We start from the raw sequence: 18,084 nt of genomic DNA, 5'->3' as shown, positions 1-18,084 counted from the left end.
TTTCCCCGCCTTTACCCGCCAAGATCGACTCCGGCGGGCGAAGTCCCCGGCGCAGGGTGGTGGAAGCCGTGTTTTCCGAGAGCGAAATGGAGGCTGTGTGCCCGCGTGGAGTGGTGATCAGGCGCTGGTGACCCGAACCTTGTGGCCGGCGAGGACGACGACATCACCGGCATGTAGCTGCCGGCCGCGCCTGAACTCGACCTCGTCGTTCACCCGGACCAGACCCTCCGCAATGACGGTCTTGGCTTCCGCACCGGAATCGATGAGGTTCGCCAGTTTCAGGAACTGGCCGAGCCGAATGACATCGTCCTCGATCGGGACATCGACTGGATCCGACATGGGGTACATCCTCACCCGCGGCATCCGGGACTCCAAACCCAGCCCCCGCGACCCTCGCGTACCGGGCGGCTCCGAGACACGAACCGGGTTCTGAGTGCACATGGGCAACGGCAACATACACACTGGTGCGGTGACTTCGACGCAGGACCGGAAACACCAGGACAGCGACCACAGACCCGACACCCGGTCGATCGAGGTGCCGCACCGCGGGCACGGCCGCTTCCGCGAAGTACCGCACATCGCCGGACTCGTGCTCGGCATCTTCGCCGTGCTGTGCTTCTGGTGGAGCATCTCCCCCGGCGTCCGCTACATCACCGCCGACCTGCGGCACTACATCGACTCCTATTACTTCGACGCCCCCGACACCTCACTGGTGTGGGCGCTGGTCGTCGGCCTGCTCGCCGGTGCGACCGCCAGCCGGAAACGCATCGCCTGGTGGCTGCTCGTCGGATACATGGCGGCCTTCGCGCTCGCCAACGCCCTCGACTTCGCCGGCGGTGACGGCGGCATCAACGCGCTCGTCGCCATGTTCGTGCACCTCGCCGTCATCGGCGTGCTGATCGCCGCCTGGTCCGAGTTCTATACGCACGTGCAGCGCGCCGCGGTGTGGCGCGCGGGCGGCGTGCTCGCCGGCGGGATCGCCCTCGGCTGCCTGGTCGGCTGGGGACTCGTCGAACTGTTCCCGGGCAGCCTGCCGGATCACGCCGAACGCGCCCTGTGGGCGGTCTCCCGCGTCACCGCCACCATCCTGGTCAGCAACGACAACTTCGACGGCCATCCGCCGCACCTGGTGAACCTGCTGCTCGGCCTGTTCGGCGCGGTCGCGCTGCTGGCCGCCATCATGGTGCTGTTCCGGTCGCAGCGCGCCTCCAACGCGCTCACCGGGCTCGACGAATCCGCCCTCCGCGGCCTGATCGAACGCTCCGACGTCGAGGACTCGCTCGGCTACTTCGCCACCCGCCGCGACAAGGCGGTCGTCTTCGCGCCCAGCGGCAAGGCCGCCGTCACCTACCGCGTCGAAATGGGCGTCTGCCTCGCCTCCGGCGACCCCATCGGCCTGAAGGAGTCCTGGCCGCACGCCATCGACGCCTGGCTGCGCCTCGCCGACCAGTACGGCTGGGCGCCGGCCGTCATGGGCGCCAGCGAGCTCGGCGCCACCGCCTACCGCCGCGCCGGCCTCACCGCCCTGCGCCTCGGCGACGAAGCCATCCTCGAAACCCGCACCTTCTCGCTCGCCGGCCCGGACATGAAACAGGTCCGGCAGGCCGCGAATCGTCTTGCGAAGCAAGGCATCACGGTCCGCGTGCGCCGGCACAAGGAGGTCTCCACCGAGGAGATGCGCGAGGTCATGAAGCGCGCCGACTCCTGGCGCGACTCCGAGACCGAACGCGGTTTCTCCATGGCCCTGGACCGGCTCGGCGACCCGCTCGACGGCGACTGCCTGCTCGTCGAGGCCGTCGCGCCCGCCCGTCGGCCCACCACCACCCTCAACGGACAGCCTTCGGCCGACTCCGCTGAACCCGACCGCGTGCTCGGCATGCTGTCCCTGGTCCCGTGGGGCCGCACCGGCGTCTCCCTCGACCTCATGCGACGGGACCGCAGCGGCCCCAACGGGCTCATGGAACTCATGATCTCGCGGCTCGCGCTCAGCTCCGAGCAGTACGGCATCACCAAGATCTCGCTGAACTTCGCGGTCTTCCGCGCCGTCTTCGAAGAGGGCGGCCGCATCGGCGCGGGACCCGTGCTGCGCCTGTGGCGTTCGGTGCTCATGTTCTTCTCCCGCTGGTATCAGCTGGAGGCGCTGTACCGCTCCAACGTGAAATACCAGCCGGTCTGGGTGCCGCGCTTCTCCATGTTCGAGGAACGCCGCCAGCTGGTGCGCGTCGCCCTCGCCAGCGCCCTCGCGGAGGGCTTCCTGCCGCGCATCGGCCGCGAGCACGACGCCTCCGCGCACACCGGTCTGCGCCCGTCGGTGCCGCCCACCATGACCGGCCTGCACGCCGACGGCAGCCCGCCGGACCTGCCGCCGGAGGAGCTCGCCGAAGCCGGTCCGCGCCGCCCCGAACAGGTGCGGGTGCGCATGGACAAGCTCGACCGGCTCAACGAGCGCGGCATCGACGCCTACCCGATCGCCTACCCGCCCACCCACACGGTGACCGCGGCCCGGCAGTCGCCGCTGGGCACCACGGTGCGAGTTGCCGGGCGGCTCTTGCGAATTCGTGATTACGGTGGCGTCCTCTTCGCGCTGCTGCGCGACTGGTCCGGCGATATCCAGCTGGTCATCGACCGCGGCCGGGTCGGCGCGGACCGCAGCGACGAATTCGGCCAGTACTTCGACCTCGGCGACCTGGTCGAGGTGAGCGGCCAGATCGGCCACAGCCGCAACGGCGAGCTCTCCCTGCTCGCCCAGGACTGGCGGATGATCGGCAAATGCCTGCACCCGCTGCCCGACAAGTGGCGCGGCCTCTCCGATCCGGAGGCCCGGGTCCGGCAGCGGTACGTGGACATGGCCATCAACACCGATATCCGCGAGGTGATGGCCAAGCGCAGCGCCGTGGTGCGCTCGCTGCGGGACACGTTGCACGGCTGGGGATTCCTCGAGGTCGAGACCCCCGTGCTGCAGCAGGTGCACGGCGGCGCCAACGCCACCCCGTTCACCACCCACATCAATGCCTACGATCTCGACCTGTACCTGCGCATCGCCCCCGAGCTGTACCTGAAGAAACTGTGCGTGGGCGGCATGGAGAAGGTGTTCGAACTGGGCCGCGTCTTCCGCAACGAGGGCGTCGACTACAGCCACAACCCCGAGTTCACGATCCTGGAAGCCTATGAGGCGCACAGTGATTACGAGCGCATGATGCACGCCTGCCGCCAGCTCATCCAGGAGGCCGCGCTGGCCGCCAACGGCAAGATGGTGGCGCTGCGCCCGCAGGCCGACGGCACCCTCGCCGAGGTCGACATCTCCGGCGACTGGCCGGTGAAGACCGTGCACGGCGCCGTCTCCGAGAAGATCGGCGAGGTCATCACGCCCGACACCGACGAGGAGAAGCTCCGCCTGCTCTGCGATCAGGCCGAGGTCCCCTACCAGCTGGGCTGGGACGCCGGGCAGATCGTGCTGGAGATGTACGAGCACCTGGTGGAATCCGAGACCCAGGAACCCACCTTCTACATCGACTTCCCCACCTCCGTCTCCCCGCTGACCCGGGCGCACCGCAGCATCGCGGGCGTCACCGAACGCTGGGACCTGGTGGCCTGGGGCGTCGAACTCGGTACGGCCTACAGCGAATTGACCGATCCGGTCGAGCAGCGCCGCCGCCTCACCGATCAGTCGATGCTCGCCGCGGGCGGCGACCCGGAGGCCATGGAACTGGACGAGGACTTCCTGCAGGCCCTCGAGCACGCCATGCCGCCCACCGGTGGCCTGGGCGTGGGCGTGGACCGCGTGATCATGCTGATCACCGGCCGCAGCATCCGCGAGACCCTGCCGTTCCCGCTGGTGAAACCGCGTACCTCGGCCTGAGTCGGCACGAAACTGGGTGTGCGCGGGGAAGTGTCCGTGCACACCCAGGGAAGACCCTGATTCGCCGGGCGTATTCGCTGGCTAGTGTGGGATTCGGCCCCGGGAGGAGGGCCACCGACCGACGATTGGGGTTCCCATGTACCTAGATGTGCTGCATCAGGCCGCGCTGCTCGATCATTCGACCTGGGCGCATCCCGATACCTGGAATGCCGCGCTGGAGAATGTCGCGTCCCGGCGCAGCAGCCGGCGCGGCGGCAGTTTCTGGATGTTCTCCGCGGTCTGCTGCATCGGCGTGATCGTGCTGGTCCTCGGGCTGGTGTACCTGATGACGGGCCGTCGCCGCCGGTAATGGCACAGTGGTGGGGTGCAGTTGATCCTTGTCCGGCATGCCCAGCCGCAGCGCGTCACCGAGGTTGCGGGGGCAGCCGATCCGGATCTCACCGAGATCGGGCGTGAGCAGGCCGCGCGGGTGCCGGCCGCGCTCGCGTCGCACCGGATTGCGCGGGTGGTGAGCAGCCCGCAGTTGCGGGCGCGCGAAACCGCCCGGCCCACAGCCGAAAAGCTGGGGCTGGAGATCGAAATCGTGGACGGGCTGGCCGAATACGATCGGGAACTGCCCGCCTATATTCCGATCGAGGACGCGCAACGCGATTTCGCCGAAGTCTACGAACGGATCAAGGCCGGATATCTGCCCGAGCAGATCGACGGACCGGCATTTCAGCGGCGAGTTTTCGCCGCTGTCGACGCGATCGTCGCCGCGGCGGGCCATGACGAGACCGTGCTGGCGTTCGCGCACGGCGGCGTGGTGAATGTGCTGCTACAGGACGTGCTCGGCCTGGCGCGGCCGTTGACATTTCCCATCGACTATTGCTCGATCACGCGTGTCCTGTATTCGCGGAGTGGCAAGCGAACAGCGGCCACCATCAATGAAAACGGGCATGTATGGGACTTGTTACCGCGAAATCGGACCGCTCGGCCTGACTCTGACAGCTGACTCGCAGCTCGATCCAACGGCGCTCCCAGCGCCGGGCCGTGAGATAGGTATTCGTGAGGCACTGAAAGTGGCTCCGAATTACCACAGAAAGAAGGCTCTGCGATGAACGCTTCTCCGAAGCCCCGCCGCCGTCTGGCTCTCCGGATCGCCGCCGCCGGCGCCCTGGCGGCCGTCCCGCTCGCTTTCGTTGCCATTCCGGCCACGGCCGCCACCCCGGACAATACGAGCGCCCCGGCTCCGGTGGCCACGCAGCCGGCGGCCGCGCCGACGCAGGCCACGCTGGTGGACTGGAACGATCACCACGACTGGCACCACCACGACCACGACGGTGGCTGGAACAACAACGGCGGGGACAACGGCGGTGGCTGGAACAACCCCGGCGGCCCGCTGCAGGGTCTGCTGCCGGACACCGGTTCCGCCGGCCTCTAGATCGATCGGCTCGGATACGGCGAAGGCCGCTCCCCCTCATCGGGGAGCGGCCTTCCACATTTCCGGGACGTGCTAGACGCTGCCGGCGATGTAGTTGTGCATCCAGGTGATGGCGGTCTGGCCGCCGCCCACCGGGTAGGTGCCGTAGCTGGTGTGCTTGCCGGTGCCGTAGAACTCTTCCAGCTGGTGCGCGTATTCGCTGTCGGGGCCGTCGGCCAGCTGCGCCTGCAGCATGGGCAGGCCGCCCTGTGCCATCAGCTGGCTGACCAGCGGGCCGACCTGCAGCATGCCCTGCCAGACGCCGGCCGGGGTGGGTTCCACCCGGGTGAGGAAGCCCGCGAAGCGGGTGACGAAGTCGGTTTCCTCGGTGGAGCAGTACAGGTCGCCGATGGCGCAGACGGTGCGCACCCGGTCGCTGACCCAGCCGAAGCCGCCGGCCCGGGCGCCGCCCGCACCCGCGCCGGGTGCGGGGGGACCGACCTGGGCGTCGCTGGGCGACCGTTCCGGATCGGAGATGAGCGCGACGGCGGAGATGCGGTCCGGCGGAACGACTCCCATGCCGGTGCCGATCTCGGCGGCGAGATCGCCTGCGGCGTCGGCGCCCTGGCTGTAGCCGGTGATGGCGATCTTGGTGCCGGGGCAGCGGGCCGCGAACTGCTGGATCAGGCCGCGCGCGTTTCGGGTGGCTTCCTTGCGGGACTGGGCGTAAACGTCACCCTCCCAAGGGAATGCGGTCGCCGCGTAGGACACGTAGTCGACTTCGCCGGGCAGGCCGTCGGTGACCCCGGCCAGCATGCCGGGCTTGGGATCGGTTTCGTCCTTGCCGGTTTCCCAGGTGCCGGGAATGGCGACCGTGTAGAGGACGGGGCAACCGGATCCGGGATCCGCTGTAGCGGGACCGGTGCCGAGGACGATACCCGACATGAGCACACTCGCCGCTGCCCCCGCAGCCGCGACAATATTCTTCAACCGCATACTGCTCCAGTTCACGCCTTGGTCGAGACATCTTGCCCGTCTCGATTCCCGATCATGGTGTCTTCGCCGCATGACGATCCGGTGCACTCTCGGTTAACCCAGGTAACCGACCTGTGTGAGATGCGCAAAACAGACCGCGTGACTAGATTGGCAACACACCGCCGCCCAGCATAAAGGGGGCTTTCCGCCCCCGCCAGACGAGATCACCAATCCGCCCGATTTATCGCGTTTCGCGTATCCGATCGCAGACCTCGTCGTCCCCGATCCATCCGGGCCGGACCGCAATTCGCCCCGATGGCGGCCCCAGTCAACCACGTGGCGCAAATACCCGCCAACCCGGCACCCGAATCGAATACGGAAAAGGGAGAAGGCCCCGGCGGACGAGAGTCCATCGGGGCCTTCCCTTTTCAGTTCGGAACGACGATCGGTCCGGCTGCGCTCAGCGCTGCGCGACCATGGTCGGGGTGATCGGCGCCGGCAGCGCGGTCTCACCCTCCAGGTAGCGGTCCACCGCGGAAGCGGCGGCCCGGCCCTCGGCGATGGCCCACACGATCAGCGACTGACCGCGGCCCATATCGCCCGCCGCGAAGACGCCCGGCACCGTGGTGGCCCAGCCGTTGTCGCGCTTGACGTTGCCGCGCTGGTCGTAGCCGACGCCCAGATCCTCGAGCAGACCGTTCTTCTGCGGTCCGACGAAGCCCATGGCCAGCAGCACCAGATCGGCCTCCAGGGTGAAGTCGGTGCCCTCGACCTTCTCGAAGCGGCCGTTCACCATCTTCACCTCGTGCGCCTGCAGGCCGGTGACCTTGCCGTCCGCACCCACGAAACGCTCGGTGTTGACGGAGAACACGCGCTCGCCGCCCTCCTCGTGCGCCGAGGACACCCGGTACATGAGCGGGTAGGTCGGCCACGGGGTGGAACCGGCACGCTCCTCCGGCGGCCGCGGCATGATCTCGAACTGGTGCACCGATTCGGCGCCCTGACGGTGCGAGGTGCCGAGGCAGTCGGCGCCGGTGTCACCGCCACCGATGATGACGACCTTCTTGCCGCGCGCGTTGATGCGCGGCAGCCCGTCCTCGTCGGCGATCTGGTCACCGAGCTGCACGCGGTTGGCGAGCGGCAGGAACTCCATGGCCTGGTGGATGCCGTCCAGGTCGCGGCCCGGGATCGGCAGGTCACGCGCGATGGTGGCGCCACCGGCCAGCACGACCGCGTCGAACCGCTCGCGCAGTTCGGCGGCGGTGATGTCGACGCCCACGTTCACGCCGGCCTTGAAGATGGTGCCCTCGGCCTCCATCTGCGCGAGCCGGCGGTCGATGAACCGCTTCTCCATCTTGAATTCCGGTATGCCGTAGCGCATCAGGCCGCCGATGCGGTCGTCACGCTCGAACACGGTCACGGTGTGACCGGCCCGGGTCAGCTGCTGCGCGGCGGCCAGTCCGGCGGGGCCGGAGCCCACGACGGCGACGCGCTTGCCGGTGAGGCGGGTCGGGTACACCGGGGTGACCCAGCCCTCGTCGAAGGCGTTCTCGATGAGCTCGACCTCGACCTGCTTGATGGTGACCGGATCCTGGTTGATGCCGAGCACGCAGGACGCCTCGCACGGAGCCGGGCACAGGCGGCCGGTGAACTCCGGGAAGTTGTTGGTGGCGTGCAGGCGATCGATGCCCTCGCGCCACTGTCCCTTGTACACCAGGTCGTTCCACTCGGGGATCAGGTTCCCGAGCGGACAACCGTTGTGGCAGAACGGGATTCCGCAGTCCATGCAGCGGCTGGCCTGGGTCTGCAGGGTCTCGTGCGAGAACTTCGCCTCGTAGACCTCTTTCCAGTCCATGAGGCGCAGCGGAACGGGACGGCGCTTCGGCAGTTCCCGGGAAGTGTGCTTCAGGAAGCCTTGTGCGTCACCCATTTACGTTCTCCTGACAAAACAAATACTGCATGGTCATGTCAGCCACGAGCGGCCTCCATGATCGCGTCGTCGACGTTCCGGCCCGACTTCTCGGCCTCGGAAATGGCGAGCAGGACCTTCTTGTAGTCGCGCGGCATGATCTTCACGAACTTGGTCACCTGCTGCGACCATTCGCCCAGGATGCGTTCCGCGACAGCCGAACCGGTGGTGTCGCGGTGCGCGGCGATGGTGTCGTGCAGCCACTGCGCGTCCTCCGAGGACAGCTGTTCGGGGTCGACCATCTCGGTGTTGAGGTGGGCCTCGAAGGTGCCGTTCGGGTTGTAGACGAACGCGATACCGCCCGACATGCCGGCGCCGAAGTTGCGGCCGGTCTCGCCGAGGATGACCACGCGGCCACCGGTCATGTACTCGCAGGCGTGGTCGCCCACGCCCTCGACCACGGCGGTGGCGCCCGAGTTGCGGACGGCGAAGCGCTCGCCGGCCACACCGCGGATGAAGGCCTGGCCCGAGGTGGCGCCGAACAGGATCACGTTGCCCGCGATGATGTTCTGCTCCGCCACGAACTGCTCGGAGGCGTCGGCCGATGGGCGCACGATCAGGCGTCCGCCCGAAAGTCCCTTGCCCACATAGTCGTTGGCGTCACCGAAGACGCGCAGCGTGATACCGGCCGGGACGAACGCACCGAACGAGTTACCGGCGGAACCGGTGAACGTGATGTCGATGGTGTCGTCGGGCAGGCCGACGCCGCCGTACAGCTTGGTCACTTCGTGGCCGAGCATGGTGCCGACGGTGCGGTTCACGTTGCTGATCTTGGTTTCGATCTTGACCGGCTTGCCGCGCTCGAGCGCGTCCGCGGCCTGCGCGATCAGCTCGTTGTCCAGGGCCTTGTCCAGGCCGTGGTCCTGGCCCTTGGTGTTGCGGCGGTCCTGCAGCATGAACGCCGTCTCGACGTCGTCGAGGATCGGCGACAGGTCGAGCTTGGCGGCCTTCCAGTGCGACTTGGCGGCGGTGGTGTCGAGCAGGTCGACCCGGCCGATGGCCTCGTCCAGGGTGCGCAGGCCCAGCGAGGCCAGCAGCTCCCGCACCTCTTCGGCGATGAACAGCATGAAGTTCTCGACGAATTCGGGCTTACCGGTGAAACGCTCACGCAGCACGGGGTTCTGGGTGGCGACGCCGACCGGGCAGGTGTCGAGGTGGCAGACCCGCATCATGATGCAGCCCGAGACCACCAGCGGCGCGGTCGCGAAGCCGTATTCCTCGGCGCCCAGCAGGGCGGCGATCATGACGTCGCGGCCGGTCTTCATCTGACCGTCCACCTGCACCACGATGCGGTCGCGCAGGCCGTTGAGCAGCAGCGTCTGCTGAGTCTCGGCGAGGCCGAGCTCCCAGGGACCGCCCGCGTGCTTCAGCGAGGTGAGCGGGGACGCACCGGTGCCACCGTCGTGACCGGAGATGAGCACCACGTCCGCGTGCGCCTTGGAGACACCTGCGGCGACGGTGCCGACGCCCGGCTCCGCGACCAGTTTCACGTGAATCCGCGCCTGCGGGTTCGCGTTCTTCAGGTCGTGGATCAGCTGCGCCAGATCCTCGATCGAGTAGATGTCGTGGTGCGGCGGCGGCGAGATGAGGCCGACGCCCGGCGTCGAGTGCCGCACCTCGGCGACCCACGAGTACACCTTGTGGGCCGGCAGCTGGCCGCCCTCACCGGGCTTCGCGCCCTGCGCCATCTTGATCTGGATATCGGTGCAGTTGGTGAGGTAGTGCGAGGTCACGCCGAAGCGGCCGGAGGCCACCTGCTTGATGGCGGACCGGCGCCAGTCGCCGTTCTCCTCCGGCTCGAAGCGGGCCGGATGTTCGCCGCCCTCACCGGAATTCGAGCGACCGCCCAGCCGGTTCATGGCAATGGCGAGCGTCTCGTGCGCCTCGGCCGAGATGGAGCCGTAGCTCATCGCACCGGTCGAGAAGCGCTTCACGATCTCCGACGCGGACTCGACCTCGTCGATCGAAATCGGGTGGCGCGCTTCGGACTTGAACTTGAACAGGCCACGCAGCGAGGCCAGCCGCTCGGACTGGTCGTCGACCAGCTTGGTGTACTCCTTGAAGATCGAGTACTGACCCGTGCGGGTGGCGTGCTGCAGCTTGAACACCGTGTCCGGGTTGAACAGGTGGTACTCGCCCTCACGACGCCACTGGTACTCGCCGCCGATCTCCAGCTCGCGGTGCGCGCGCTCGTTGCGGTTCTCCAGGTACGCGACGCGGTGCCGCTGCGCGACCTCGCCCGCGATGTCGTCCAGGCCGATACCGTTCAGCGGCGAGTTCAGGCCGGTGAAGTACTCGTCCACCAGTTCCTGCGACAGGCCGACGACCTGGAACAGCTGCGCACCCCGGTAGGAGGCGATGGTGGAGATGCCCATCTTGGACATCACCTTCAGCACACCCTTGCCGGCGGCCTTGTTGTAGTTGTAGACGGCCTTGTCGTAGTCGGCCACGATGTCGCCGGTGCTGCCGGGCATCTTCAGCGCGCCGCGCTCCAGCATGTCCTCGATGGACTCGAAGGCCATGTACGGGTTGATGGCCGCCGCGCCGAAACCGACCAGCATGGCCATGTGGTGCACCTCGCGGGCGTCACCGGCCTCGATGACCAGGCCCACCTTGGTGCGGGTGCGTTCCCGGACCAGGTGATGGTGCACCGCGGCGGTCAGCAGCAGCGACGGGATCGGGGCGAGCTTCTCGTTGGACTCGCGGTCGGACAGCACGATGATCCGCGCGCCGCCGTCGATGGCCGCCGAGATCTGCATCTGCACGGCCTCGATGGCCTTGCGCAGGCCCTTGCCGCCCTTCTTGACCGGGTACAGGCCGTGCACGACCACCGAGCGCAGCTCGGGCCGCGAACCGTCGTCGTTGATGTGGATGAGCTTGTTGAGCTCGTCGTTGTCCAGGATCGGCTGGGTCAGCGTGATCTGATGACAGGAGTCCTGGTTGGGGTGCAGCAGGTCGGCCTCCGGGCCCACCATGCTGCGCAGCGAGGTGACGACCTCTTCGCGGATGGCATCCAGCGGCGGGTTGGTGACCTGCGCGAACAGCTGCGAGAAGTAGTCGAACAGCAGCCGCGGACGCGACGACAGCACCGCGATCGGGGTGTCGGTGCCCATCGAGCCGAGGGCCTCGCCGCCGGTCTGCGCCATGGGCGAGATCAGCAGGTTCAGTTCCTCGATGCTGTATCCGAAGATCTGCTGGCGGATGAGCACGCGGTCGTGCGACATGTGCACGTGCGGGCGGTCCGGCAGATCGTTCAGCTTGATCGGCCCGTTGTCCAGCCACTCCTGGTACGGGTGCTCGTTGGCGAGCTGGGTCTTGACCTCGTCGTCGCCGATGATGCGGCCCTGCGAGGTGTCGACCAGGAACATGCGGCCGGGCTGCAGGCGGGCCTTCTTGACGATCTTGGCCGGGTCGATGTCGAGCACGCCGACCTCGGAGGCCATGACGACGAGCCCGTCGTCGGTGACCCAGATGCGGCTCGGGCGCAGACCGTTGCGGTCCAGCACCGCGCCGACCACGGTGCCGTCGGTGAAGCACACCGAGGCCGGGCCGTCCCACGCTTCCATCAGGAAGGAGTGGTAGCGGTAGAAGGCGCGGCGGGCCGGGTCCATGGACTCGGCGCGCTCCCAGGCCTCCGGGATCATCATGAGCACGGCGTGCGGCAGGCTGCGTCCGCCGAGGTGCAGCAGTTCCAGCACCTCGTCGAAGCGCGCGGTGTCGGAGGCGCCGGGGGTGCAGACCGGGAAGATCTTGTCCAGGCGGTTGTTGCCCTCGTGGTCCGTCCCGAAGGCGTCGGACTTCAGCAGCGCCTCGCGGGCCCGCATCCAGTTCTCGTTGCCGGTGACGGTGTTGATCTCACCGTTGTGGGCGACGCGGCGGAACGGGTGCGCGAGCGGCCAGGACGGGAAGGTGTTGGTGGAGAAGCGGGAGTGCACGATGCCGAGCGCGGATTCCACGCGCTCGTCCTGCAGGTCCAGGTAGAACGCGCGCAGCTGGGGCGTGGTGAACATGCCCTTGTAGACGAAGGTCTGGCCGGACAGGCTCGGGAAGTAGACCGATTCCTTGCCCAGGTTGCCCTCGCCGGCGCCCGCCTTGCCGAGCTCGTGCTCGACGCGCTTGCGGATGACGTAGGCGCGGCGCTCCAGGTCCATGCCGGAGAGCTGCTCGGCAGCGCCGCCGGGGCGGCCATCGGCAACAGCCTTCGGGGAGGCGATGAAGATCTGCCGGAAGGTCGGCATCGCGTCGCGGGACAGCGCGCCCAGCGACGATTCGTCGATGGGAACCTCACGCCAGCCGAGGACCTCGAGGCCCTCCTCGCGAACGATCTTCTCGACTCCGTAGCCGGCGCGGGCTGCCTCACGGCGGGCCTGCGGCAGGAAGGCGATACCGGTGGCGTACGAACCTTCGGCGGGAAGCTCGAAGTCGACGACAGCACGGAAGAACTTGTCCGGGAGCTGGATGAGGATGCCTGCGCCGTCGCCCGAGTTGGGCTCGGCTCCGGCTGCGCCTCGGTGCTCCAGGTTCAGCAATGCCGTAATAGCCTTGTCGACGATGTCGCGGCTGCGGCGGCCGTGCATGTCGACGACGAATGCGACACCACAGGAGTCGTGTTCGTTCGCCGGGTCATAGAGCCCGCGGGGTCCGTGCCCATAGCCGGCACCGCCGGCGGGGGACCTGTGGCCAGGAAGTTGCGTCATGCCTCTGCCTTCACAAAAAACAGGCCTTCGAAGAATGCGGCCTTCGTCGAATGCCTCCGTCTAGACTGCGCCCGGACGTTTCGGAGACCAGCGGCGCTGATGGCCATCCCGTGCAGTCAACTCTCCAGTTGTCCACCCGCTTCGGTGACGTAGTCGGGTGCTCGGCGGTAACTCAGTGCTTACGTGCTGGCTACCTTCCGCGCCGTGCTCGCCCACTAGGCTGAGCGCCGGTGGGCCTCTGACCGATATGGGGAGATATGCCGAGCTTGTGTAGTTCGGCGTAAGAGCAAACGATAAGTCAGGACTGGAGCCCAACCAACTTAGGTTTCACTAATTACAGTGTCTAGCTGGGCTTCTTCATCGATCCTCCACTACATGCGCGTTCTCCAGTGTAAAGCAGGGGAGCAGCGGGTTTTCAGTTGGATTCCCCACTGAATACGCGCGCGCGAGGGTGGGCTCCGAATCTCGCCGGCGCAGCTCCGGCGCATCCCTCACCTGCAATGGAACAGATTTCCCCACAAGTGGATCCGGCAAACCGCCTTTTCGACGGCTAACTTTCCGGACATATCCGGCGGGCGTGTCGCGGGTCGGGGCGACGTGCCCCGGCAACGTTCCGACCGGACGGAATTTTTAGTTGATGTGTCCTCGAGCACATGGTCAGCAAACAGTGAGCAGGACTCGAGTCACTTTCCTGAGCGGCGGCACCCGGTTCCAGCCGTGATCATCACCACGTCACGCGCGGGAAACAAGCCGATGTGAGGCTGGCCACATCCCAGCCGCCACGCTCGGCCGAACAGCCGAACGCCTGTCACGCTGAGACAACGAATCAGCGACGGTTTCGCGCACCGAAACAGCCTGGGACTTTGAGGATGTGAGCTCCCATGACCGTTCACCATGTCCCTGAGAAGAACATCTCCGCTGCTCCGGGGCTGCTGATCCGGCTGAGCGGCGCGCTCCTCTGGCTCGGCGGTGGACAGGCCCGATTGACGGGATCCCACGATCGCGGTGGCTATTCCCTCACCGGCGCCGTGGTCGCCCTGTTCGCCGTCACCGCGGGCATCATCACCGCGCTCGCCACCGCCGCCGCGCAATGGCCGGTGTACGCCGTGATCGTCGTGGCGCTCATCGCAACCTTGCTGGTGGGAGCCATCTCCCGGGCCCTGGCCACGGCGTCGACGCCCGCCCGCGGTGAAAACGGCCGCGCCCGAGCCGAATTCGCGGGCCGCATCGCGGTCGCCGTGGTGGCGGGGCTGGTGGTCGCCGAACTGGCCATGACGGTGCTCTTCGGCGGCAGCGTGAACCGGATCCTCGACGAAAACGCCCAGCGCGGAGTCGAATCCACGCCGGCCGTGGTCACCGCGCGCACCCAGCTGGATCAGGCGCACACCGACCGGACGGCACTGGATCAGCAGATCACCAAGGCGCAGAACGATGTCACCACCGCGGTCGAGATCGCGCGCTGCGAATTGAACCCGGCGCCGGAGTGCCCGCAGACCATGATCACGCGCATCCCGGGCCGCGGTCCCGAGGAACGCACCGCCAACCAGATGGTCGACGATGCCCGCGCGCAGCTGAAAACCTTGCAGGACAAGGCGCCCACGCTGGACGCCGCGATCACCGACAAGGACAAGGCCCTCACCGCCGCCCGCGCCGCCGCCTACACCGACGGCGATCGTGGGCTCGGCGCCCGCTGGGTCGCCATGAACGACTACACCACCGGGCATGCCGGGCCGCTCGTGCTGCGGCTGGCGGTGGCGGTGCTGATGATCGTGCTCGCGCTGCTGCCGTTGCTGCTGCGCCTGTGGCGCGGCGAGACCTCCTTCGATCGGGAAGTGGCCGCCCGCACCGAAACCGACCGGGTGGACCAGGCCGCCGGTGCGGCCATCGCCGTCACGCAGGCGCAGGTGCGGGTCGAGACCGCGAAACTGCAGGCCGAACAACAGCTCACCGCGGCGCGGCTGGCCGCGCACGCGGATACCGCCATCGACCGGGAGCGGCAGCGCACCCGGATCATCGCGGCCATCGGCAATTTCGAGATCGGTATCACCGAACCCGCGCAGCGGGCGCTGAACGAATTCGACCGGGCCGCACAGCATGAGCTCCCGGCCGCCGCGCCGGCCGGGGACCGAGACTCTCAGGAGGGGAACTTGACTCAGTCGCCGAATCTGCCCGCCCAGCTGACGCCGGGGGTGGTGGCGCCGCTGGGCGCCGGAGGCGCACTGGCACCGGCCGGGCAGGCGCCCGTGCCCGCGTCGGCGCCGAAGGGTGGCGGTCTGGAACTTCCGATCATCGGCACCGTGCCCTTCACCGATACGGCGGCCCGCTGGATCCGGCCGCTGGTGCCGTCGTTCGTGGCCAATGCGATCGATACCGCGACGCATCCGCTGCGTACCGTGCGGCAGGCGTTCGAGGAGGCGGAGGAGATCACCTTCACGCTGCGCCGCACCCGCAAGGTGACCGTCGATTCGTCGGATTCCGGTCAGGCGCAACAGCAGCAGGTGTACGCGCCGCAGCAGCAGTACAACTATCAGCTCCCGGGCGCACCGCAGCATGTGCACGCGCAGCGGGTGGCGTCGGCGGTCGTGGATCAGCCCTACGCGCAGTACCAGGGTTACGGTGCGCTGCCGCAGGGTCAGGTCGTGGAGCCCGGGTATCCGCTGCCCGCTCCCCCGCAGCAGGATGCGCTGTCGGGCCGCCGGAATCCGGAGCTGGAATACCGTGGTCCGCATCAGCTTCCGCCCGCCAAGGGCGACCGCTGACGGGTACCTGGAGCAGGGCTGTGGCCCGGCATGTTTCACGTAGAACACGGAAACTGCCGGGCCACAGCTTTTTTCGGGGCCGGTTACGCGGCCGGCTGGGCCGTGCGGCTCTTGGTCGCGGCCCGGTAGGCGATCGCGGCCGTGACCACCAGGATGACCGCGGTCGAGGTCGCCGCCAGGTGGATACCGCTCACGAACGCCGAGTGCGCCGAGTCCAGCAGGGCGGTACCGGCGGATCCCGGTAGCTCGCGGGCGGTTTCGACCGCGCCGCCCAGGGATTCGCGGGCCGCGTCCGCCTTGTCGGACGGGACCGTGCTGAGGTCCAGCCCGTGCCGGAAGGCGGCCATGACGGCGCTGCCCAGCACCGCCACGCCCAGGGCGATACCCATTTCCATCGCGGTCTCCGAGATGGCGGCGGCATTGCCGGCGCGCGCCTCGGGCGCGGTGCTGACGATCATGTCGGACGACACCGTCAGGGCCACACCCTCACCCAGGCCGATGAGCAGGAAGCCCACGATGAACGGCGTCACCGAACCCGAGGGATCGGTCGGCAGCAGCCAGTACAGTCCGGCGCCGATCGCGACCGCGATCAGCGAACCGGCCAGCACGGTGGCCTGCCGCCACCAGCGCACCAGCCAGGCCGCGGCGAGTGCGCCCAGCATCGAGCCGATGGTGCCCGGGATCAGCAGCAGGCCCGCCTCCAGCGGTGACCGGTTCAGTACCAGCTGCAGGTACTGCGAGCCGAAGAACAGCATTCCGGCCAGCGCGAACACCGACAGCAGGTTGGTGAACACGGCCGCGCGGAAGGCCGGGATGCGGAACAGGTCCAGGTCGATCAGCGGGGTTTTCAGCCCGCGCTGACGGCGGATGAACATCACGCCTGAGGCCACGCCGATCATGGCCGCGATCAGCAGGTTCAGGCTCGGGCCGTGGGCCGCGAACTCCTTGACCGCGTACACGATCGGGATCAGCGCGAGCATCGACAGTCCGGCGCTGAGTAGGTCGAAGCGGCCCGGGTTCGGGTCCTTCGATTCCGGCACCAGGATCGGGGCCAGCACCAGCAGCAGCGCCATGACCGGCAGGTTCACCAGGAACACCGAACCCCACCAGAAGTGCTCGAGCATCCAGCCGCCCAGCAGGGGGCCGAAGGCCGCGCCGGAGGCCGCCATCGCACCCCAGACCGAGATGGCGAGCGTGCGCTGGCGGGCGTCGGCGAACATGGATCGGATCAGGCCGAGGGTCGCGGGCATGAGGGTGGCGCCGGCGACGCCCTGCAGGACGCGGGCGGCGATGAGCATTTCGGGGTTGACCGCGAAGGCGGCGAGGGCCGAGGCGGCGGCGAAGCCGGCGGCGCCGATCAGCAGCAGTCGCCGGCGGCCGATGCGGTCGCCGAGGGTGCCCATGGTGACCAGCAGTCCGGCCAGCACGAACGAGTAGACGTCGATGATCCACAGCAGTTCCGGTGTGGTCGGTTCGAGGTCGGCGGTGATGGCCGGGACGGCCAGGTCGAGCACGGTGGCGTCGACGGCGATGAGCAGCAGGGCGAGGGCGAGGACGCCGAGGCCGGCCCAGTCGCGGGCGCGGGCCTTGGGTGGGGTGGTCGGGACGAGGGTTTCCGCGGTGGATCCGGTCCCGGACCGGCTGGTTGCGGAGTGGGTGGTCATCAGTCTTCTCTTTCGGAGTTATCAACCGTCCAGCCGGTACAGTAGCACAATTAACCGTCCAGACGGTACAGTTGAGGCTTGTGACCACCACCCGAGACAGGTCCGGCACCCGCGACCGGATCCTCGACGCCCTCGAAAACCTGCTCCTCGACAAGGGCCTGTCACAGGTCACCCTGGAGAACGTCGCCAATGCCGCGGGCGTCTCCAAGGGCGGGCTGCTCTACCACTTCAGAAGCAAGGACGCGCTGATCGCCGGACTGCTGCGCCGCGTCGGTGAACGCACCGACACCCAGGTCCGCGTCGCCGTCGAGGAGGGCCGCTCCGTCGCCGAGTGGTACCTGCAGGCCCCGCACCCCGAAAACGACGCCGACGCCGTCGAACTCGCGCTCTACCGGTCCATGCTGGCCGCCATGCGCACCGTCGACGGGCCCGGCGACACCCAGCACGAGACCGACCGCGCCCTCGGCGAGGTCCTCGACGGCTGGAAGACGGCCCTGGACAACGAGATCCCCGATCCGGTGCAGGCCGAGATCGTGCGGCTGGTCGGCGACGGCGTCTACCTGCGCGCCCTGCTCGGCCTGCCGCCCACCGATCCCGAGCTGTACAAGCAGCTCGTCACCCGCCTGCTCGGCCCCGCCACGCCACCCGCCTAGGGCCGCCGCGAGCATCGGACAATTCTCCCGCCGGGCAGCGGATGACGCCGCCGCCGAAATCGGACACCGCCGCGCGAAAACACAGGACCACCGGAAGCGTTCGTGC

The 18,084-nt window shown here is 68.2% G+C and carries 11 protein-coding genes; 6 read left to right on the top strand and 5 right to left on the bottom strand.

The genetic code is table 11. The annotated features are described in order from the left end of the window. Positions 1-117: 117 nt before the first annotated feature. A complete protein-coding gene (locus tag ACH438_RS22170; protein WP_397008033.1) occupies positions 118-339 on the bottom strand; it encodes an RNA-binding S4 domain-containing protein in 222 nt (73 codons plus the stop codon). A gap of 130 nt (positions 340-469) precedes the next feature. On the opposite strand from ACH438_RS22170, the gene lysX reads away from it, so the two are divergent. The 4 genes from lysX to ACH438_RS22150 all read left to right on the top strand — a co-directional run bounded on the left by lysX (position 470) and on the right by ACH438_RS22150 (position 5,282). Then, positions 470-3,859, top strand: coding sequence for a bifunctional lysylphosphatidylglycerol synthetase/lysine--tRNA ligase LysX (lysX, locus tag ACH438_RS22165; protein WP_397008031.1), 3,390 nt, complete (start codon positions 470-472; stop codon positions 3,857-3,859). A 136-nt stretch (positions 3,860-3,995) separates the two neighbouring features. Then, on the top strand, positions 3,996-4,208 hold the full coding sequence (locus tag ACH438_RS22160) for a hypothetical protein (RefSeq protein WP_397008029.1): 213 nt from the start codon (positions 3,996-3,998) through the stop codon (positions 4,206-4,208). A 15-nt stretch (positions 4,209-4,223) separates the two neighbouring features. Next, a complete protein-coding gene (locus tag ACH438_RS22155; RefSeq protein WP_397008027.1) occupies positions 4,224-4,853 on the top strand; it encodes a histidine phosphatase family protein in 630 nt (209 codons plus the stop codon). A gap of 102 nt (positions 4,854-4,955) precedes the next feature. Next, positions 4,956-5,282 carry a hypothetical protein gene (locus ACH438_RS22150; RefSeq protein ID WP_397008025.1) on the top strand — a complete coding sequence of 109 codons (327 nt, stop codon included), beginning with the start codon at positions 4,956-4,958 and terminating at the stop codon, positions 5,280-5,282. 72 nt (positions 5,283-5,354) lie between these two features. Here the strand turns inward: ACH438_RS22150 and ACH438_RS22145 are convergent, their stop codons facing one another. The 3 genes from ACH438_RS22145 to gltB all read right to left on the bottom strand — a co-directional run bounded on the left by ACH438_RS22145 (position 5,355) and on the right by gltB (position 12,902). Beyond that, positions 5,355-6,257, bottom strand: a complete 903-nt coding sequence (locus ACH438_RS22145) for a cutinase family protein (protein ID WP_397008023.1) — start codon at positions 6,255-6,257, stop codon at positions 5,355-5,357. 439 nt (positions 6,258-6,696) lie between these two features. Continuing rightward, positions 6,697-8,166 carry a glutamate synthase subunit beta gene (locus tag ACH438_RS22140; protein WP_397008021.1) on the bottom strand — a complete coding sequence of 490 codons (1,470 nt, stop codon included), beginning with the start codon at positions 8,164-8,166 and terminating at the stop codon, positions 6,697-6,699. Between the two features lie 38 nt (positions 8,167-8,204). Next, entirely contained in the window at positions 8,205-12,902 is a 4,698-nt protein-coding gene (gene gltB, locus ACH438_RS22135; RefSeq protein WP_397008019.1) for a glutamate synthase large subunit, read from the bottom strand. Positions 12,903-13,783: 881 nt separating this feature from the next. On the opposite strand from gltB, the gene ACH438_RS22130 reads away from it, so the two are divergent. Then, entirely contained in the window at positions 13,784-15,661 is a 1,878-nt protein-coding gene (locus tag ACH438_RS22130; RefSeq protein WP_397008017.1) for a DUF4407 domain-containing protein, read from the top strand. An 83-nt stretch (positions 15,662-15,744) separates the two neighbouring features. Here the strand turns inward: ACH438_RS22130 and ACH438_RS22125 are convergent, their stop codons facing one another. Further along, complete coding sequence (locus tag ACH438_RS22125; protein WP_397008015.1) at positions 15,745-17,325, bottom strand: MFS transporter; 1,581 nt, start codon at positions 17,323-17,325, stop codon at positions 15,745-15,747. Between the two features lie 80 nt (positions 17,326-17,405). Here ACH438_RS22125 and ACH438_RS22120 point away from each other — a divergent pair, with 80 nt between their 5' ends. Further along, positions 17,406-17,978 (top strand): TetR/AcrR family transcriptional regulator, encoded by a 573-nt coding sequence (locus ACH438_RS22120; RefSeq protein ID WP_397008013.1) that lies wholly within the window; start codon positions 17,406-17,408, stop codon positions 17,976-17,978. Positions 17,979-18,084 lie beyond the last annotated feature (106 nt).

It is taken from the genome of Nocardia sp. NPDC020380, assembly GCF_044386975.1.
In the GTDB taxonomy this organism is placed as follows: Bacteria; Actinomycetota; Actinomycetes; order Mycobacteriales; family Mycobacteriaceae; genus Nocardia.
The sequence above is the reverse complement of the archived record's forward strand: the minus strand, read 5'-3'. Positions and strand labels throughout refer to the sequence as shown.